This is a genomic window from Mesorhizobium sp. M7A.F.Ca.CA.001.10.2.1, assembly GCF_003998575.1.
Taxonomy (GTDB): Bacteria; Pseudomonadota; Alphaproteobacteria; order Rhizobiales; family Rhizobiaceae; genus Mesorhizobium.
Genome location: NZ_RZQY01000443.1, coordinates 1 through 4,956 on the forward strand (window position 1 = coordinate 1; position 4,956 = coordinate 4,956).

The following is a 4,956-nucleotide window of genomic DNA, read 5'->3' on the forward strand; positions in this document are numbered from 1 at the left end:
GTGGTAGCGCATGCGGAAACCGCGATCGAAGCGGCGCCCAGGGCTGCGGCGTTGAGAAAGCCGCGACGGCTCAGGCGAAAAGATTCGATTTCGGTAATGGACATGGTTGCCTTCTTTAAGTCTCAAATCGCAACAAAACGTGAATTCGCCGACAGTTGCGCGGGTGCCTGACAACACCTGGGGCGATAGGCGGTTCCGATTCTGGCCCGAACGTGGGCAAACAAAGGCGAAGCTGTGACCAGGCTGCTACTGTGGCGCCAGAGACACAGGTTTCCTAGCTGCCGGGCACAAGGGCTTCGAGCGACGGCAGGATAAGGGCCGGTGGGAAATCCCGGTATTCTTCGGGCTGGTCGGAGCGGTTGATCCACACCGTGCGAAAACCGAATTTGGTGGCGCCAGCAATGTCCCAGCGATTGGACGACTGAAAGGAAACCGCGCCGGGGTAGAGGCGCCAGCCGGTGGCGACCATATCGTAGACCGCCGGGTCGGTCTTGAAGCGCCGCACCCTATCGACGGAATAGATGTCATCCAGAACCTGGTCGAGCGCGGCGGATTTGACCGCCGCCTGCAGCATTTCGGGCGAGCCGTTGGACAGGATCGCCAGCCTCGCTCCCGAAGCCTTGAGCGCCTTGAGCACGGCCGGCACTTCCGGATAGCAATCCAGCCGCCAGTAGGCATCCAGCAATATCGCCTTGAGACCGGGGTCGGCCGAGGGAACTTTGCGCAAGGCGAAATCGAGCGCCTGTTCGGTCAGTTGCCAGAAATCGGCATAGGCGCCCATCAGCGTGCGCACCCAGGAATATTCGAGCTGCTTGGCGCGCCAGATCTCGGACAACAATTGGCCGTCCGGCCCGATCCGGTCGGCATGACGACGCACGGCGGCATGCACGTCGAACAGCGTGCCATAGGCGTCGAAGACATAGGCGGCGTATTGCATGACAACAGTTTTGAGGGCAGGTGCGACAAGGTGCAAGCTTTGATTGCATTGCGCCCCGGCACTGGCCTCAACAAAACTCCATGATGCCGGTTGACGGCGCCCGCCAAAGCATCTTCCAATGGCCGTCACACGAGACCGATTGAGGCGGGACCACACGATGACACTGGCGGCTGCGGCGCAATCCGCGACATGGACTTTCGTCGATGGTGATTGGCACGAGGGCAACGTCGCCATTCTGGGGCCGCGCAGCCACGCCATGTGGCTCGGCACCAGCGTGTTCGACGGTGGCCGCTGGTTCGAAGGCGTGGCGCCGGATCTCGACCTCCATGCCGCCAGGGTGAATTCTTCGGCGATCGCACTCGGCCTGAAGCCGAACATGAGCGCCGACAAGATCGTCGGGCTGACATGGGACGGGTTGAAGAAGTTCGACGGCAAGACGGCGGTCTATATCAGGCCGATGTACTGGGCCGAGCATGGCGGCTATATGGGCGTCCCGGCCGATCCGGCGTCTACCCGCTTTTGCCTTTGCCTCTATGAATCGCCGATGATTCCGGCGACTGGCTTTTCGGTGACCGTGTCGCCGTTCCGGCGTCCGACCATCGAAACCATGCCGACCAACGCCAAGGCCGGCTGCCTTTACCCCAACAACGGCCGGGCCATTCTCGAAGCCAAGATGCGCGGCTTCGACAACGCAATGGTGCTCGACATGCTGGGCAACGTTGCCGAGACCGGGACCTCGAACATCTTCCTGGTCAAGGACGGTCATGTCTTTACACCGGCGCCGAACGGCACCTTCCTGTCCGGCATCACCCGCTCGCGCACGATAACGCTGCTTGGCGAGTATGGGTTCAAGACCACGGAAAAGACGCTGTCGGTGCGCGATTTCCTCGAAGCGGACGAAATTTTTTCGACCGGGAACCATTCCAAGGTCGTGCCGGTCACGCGTATCGAGGATCGCAATCTGCAACCCGGGCCGGTGGCCAAAAAGGCGCGCGAACTCTATTGGGATTGGGCGCATTCGACTTCCGCTGCTTGAGCGGATAAAAAGGCGACCGACGCTTCATCCGGAGTTGTCCCAATCCATTCCAGACCTATCTTACTCCGGTGTCGACACCGGATTTTTCCACGAGGGAGTACTATCCATGGCCTTTGAATTGCCCGCTCTGCCTTACGACTATGAGGCCTTGCAGCCTTACATGTCGAAAGAGACGCTGGAATATCACCACGACAAGCACCACAAGGCGTATGTCGATAACGGAAACAAGCTCGCCGCCGAGGCAGGCTTGGGTGATCTGTCGGTCGAAGAGGTGGTCAAGCAGTCGTTCGGCAAGAATGCCGGCCTCTTCAACAATGCCGCCCAGCACTACAACCATATCCATTTCTGGAAGTGGATGAAGAAAGGCGGCGGCGGCAACAAGCTGCCGGGCGCCCTGCAGAAGGCAGTTGATAGCGATCTCGGTGGCTATGACAAGTTCAAGGCCGACTTCATTGCCGCCGGCACGACCCAGTTCGGTTCCGGCTGGGCCTGGGTTTCCGTCAAGGATGGCAAGCTGGCGATCTCGAAGACGCCGAACGGCGAGAACCCGCTCGTCCATGGCGCGTCGCCGATCCTCGGGGTCGATGTCTGGGAGCATTCCTATTACATCGACTATCGCAACGCCCGGCCGAAATATCTCGAGGCGTTCGTCGACAGCCTGATCAACTGGGACCATGTCCTTGAATTGTACGAAAAGGCGAAGTGATCGATTTCCAGGAAGCCCCGGTATCACCCGGGGCTTTTCTTTTTCAGTGTCCCATAAAAAGCAAAGATCTGGCAAAAGTCGTCCGGGGAGGGAATTTTCCTCCTACGGCATCCGTTAACGTCCTGTCCCGAAATGCCTTCATCATGGAGCCAATTGAATGAGAAAGCTTGTTATCGCCATCTCTATGCTCGCACTCGCGGCCTCGGCGGCTTTTGCCGACCCGGTCCTCGACCGGCAGGCACTGATGAAGGAACGTGGAAAGATCGTCGGCGGCCTGTCGAAAGTTGTCAAGGGCGAGGAGCCCTTTGATGCCGCGGCTGTGCTGACGCAACTTCAGGCGTTGCAGGCGAATGCGGAAAAATTCGATGCCGATGCGCTGTTCCCGGCCGGCAGCGACACCGGCGATACCACGGCCTCGCCGAAGATCTGGCAAGACATGGCTGGCTTCAACGCAGCCGAGGACAAATATCTCGCAGACGTGAAGGCCGCGGTCGCTGCGGCTCCCGCCGATGCCGACGCGCTGAAGGCGCAAGTCGGCGCTATCGGCTCGGATTGCGGCACCTGCCATCAAGGCTACAGAATCAAGAAGGGCTGATCACCAGCCATGGCATGGCTGAAGAAACTTGTCGGCGCCGTCGTCATTCTGGGCGGCGTCGGCGCGGTTGCCGGGTGGGTCCTGTCGGCGCCGGTGACGCTCGACAGGGAAACCCTGGCCAAGCTCGGTCCTGGCGACGCAGCCAGGGGCAAGCGCATCTTTTATGCCGGCGGTTGCACATCCTGCCATGCAAAGCCGGGCTCACAGGGCGACGCCCGGCTTCAACTCGTGGGTGGCCTTGAACTCAAGACGCCGTTCGGAACCTTCGTGCCGCCCAACATTTCGCAAGATCCCAGGGACGGTATCGGCGCATGGTCTGTCGAGGACCTCGCCAATGCCATGCTGAAGGGCGTGTCGCCTTCTGGTGAGCATTTCTATCCGGCGTTTCCCTATGCATCCTACGCGCGCATGAATCCGGCTGACATTGGCGATCTCTATGCCTTCTTGAAGACGTTGCCGGCCGTCGCCGGCAAGGCAGCGGGCAATTCGCTCGGTTTTCCCTTCAATATTCGCCGCGGCATCGGCCTGTGGAAATTGCTCTATCTCAGCGATCAGCCGGTTGTTGCCTTCCCCGAAGGCAAGCCTGATCCGGTGATGGCAGGCCGCTATCTGGTCGAAGGGCCAGGCCATTGCGGCGAATGCCACACGCCGCGCGATCTTGCGGGCGGCACGAAGAAGAACGAGTGGCTGGCGGGCGCCGTGGCCGCCGAAGGCAATGGCGTCGTGCCGAACATCACATCGGGCGAGGGCGGTCTCGCCGACTGGTCGGAGGCCGATATCGCCAACTATCTCGAAACCGGCTTCACGCCCGATTTCGATTCGGTCGGCGGCGCCATGGTCGATGTCCAACGGAACATGGCCGAACTGACGCCGCAGGACCGTGCGGCCATCGCCGCCTATCTGAAGGCGATACCGGCGCATCCAAACGGCTATCCGGCCCGCAAGAAGACGGCAAACTAGACCGAGTCTTCAGACAGGTGGCGGTCGCCGAGAAAATCGAAACCCGTCTCGAAGAAATGGTTGTAGTTGCAGGTCAGCTCTTCGCCAGGCGCGATGTCGTGCAGCGCAAAGCTCTCCTCCGGTGAGGAGACGTCGCAGTTCGGCTCGTCGGCATGGTTCATGTAGCGCGCGTCGTCGGCTTCGAAGACGATGTAGTTCGGATCGCGGCGGTCGGGATAGGAGTAGCGATCGAGATAGCTCTTCACCGGGCCGGCCGCACGTTCATAAGTCTCGACCTCGATGAGCCGATCGAACCTTGGGTCCAGCTTCCAGATCAGAGTGCCGCGAGGAATGTGGTTCTTGGCAAAGACGCCGATTCCCTGGATAGGCGATTTGTCGAGATAGACGTCGACGAGCAGCATAATGGACCTTTACGCGATTGGAGGCTGTCGGGCCGGGAAAAACCGCGCACTGGGTAGCGCGCGGTCATCGCAATTGCGAGTGAAAATGAGCAACGGGAACTTAAAAAGCCCTGATCACGCAGCCTCTTCGGAAGGCGCGTCGATCATCGTCTGGAGTCAGCGTTGCTGCAGCGCCAGACGGACGCCCAAAGCGCAGTAGATGCCGCCGACAACTTTGCCCTGCCATCGTAACACCGACGGATTTCGGCGCAGGAACGTGCCGAGCCGGCCAGCGCTCACGGCAAAGACGACCGTGCTGAAAAGGCCCAGTACGACGAAGAT

At 60.4% G+C, this 4,956-nt stretch carries 7 protein-coding genes and 1 pseudogene; 4 read left to right on the forward strand and 4 right to left on the reverse strand.

Annotated elements, in window-relative coordinates; all coding sequences use genetic code 11:
* The coding region (locus EN964_RS24190) for a twin-arginine translocation signal domain-containing protein (RefSeq protein ID WP_127271951.1) at positions 1–104 on the reverse strand (104 nt) is incomplete at its 3' end.
* 170 nt (positions 105–274) lie between these two features.
* Complete coding sequence (locus EN964_RS24195) at positions 275–937, reverse strand: haloacid dehalogenase type II (RefSeq protein WP_127269958.1); 663 nt, start codon at positions 935–937, stop codon at positions 275–277.
* 157 nt (positions 938–1,094) lie between these two features.
* On the opposite strand from EN964_RS24195, the gene EN964_RS24200 reads away from it, so the two are divergent.
* The 4 genes from EN964_RS24200 (at position 1,095) to EN964_RS24215 (ending at position 4,234) form a co-directional block, all read left to right on the forward strand.
* Positions 1,095–1,973 carry a branched-chain amino acid aminotransferase gene (locus tag EN964_RS24200; protein WP_127269956.1) on the forward strand — a complete coding sequence of 293 codons (879 nt, stop codon included), beginning with the start codon at positions 1,095–1,097 and terminating at the stop codon, positions 1,971–1,973.
* Positions 1,974–2,079: 106 nt separating this feature from the next.
* Entirely contained in the window at positions 2,080–2,679 is a 600-nt protein-coding gene (locus EN964_RS24205; protein WP_013532667.1) for a superoxide dismutase, read from the forward strand.
* Positions 2,680–2,836: 157 nt separating this feature from the next.
* Positions 2,837–3,274 (forward strand): cytochrome c, encoded by a 438-nt coding sequence (locus EN964_RS24210; RefSeq protein ID WP_127269954.1) that lies wholly within the window; start codon positions 2,837–2,839, stop codon positions 3,272–3,274.
* A gap of 9 nt (positions 3,275–3,283) precedes the next feature.
* Entirely contained in the window at positions 3,284–4,234 is a 951-nt protein-coding gene (locus EN964_RS24215) for a cytochrome c (RefSeq protein ID WP_127269952.1), read from the forward strand.
* On the opposite strand, the gene EN964_RS24220 is transcribed toward EN964_RS24215, so the two are convergent.
* Positions 4,231–4,635 (reverse strand): SET domain-containing protein, encoded by a 405-nt coding sequence (locus EN964_RS24220; RefSeq protein WP_127269950.1) that lies wholly within the window; start codon positions 4,633–4,635, stop codon positions 4,231–4,233. The genes EN964_RS24215 and EN964_RS24220 overlap by 4 nt on opposite strands.
* A gap of 156 nt (positions 4,636–4,791) precedes the next feature.
* A pseudogene (locus tag EN964_RS38765) lies at positions 4,792–4,956 on the reverse strand (LysE family translocator); the annotation flags it as partial.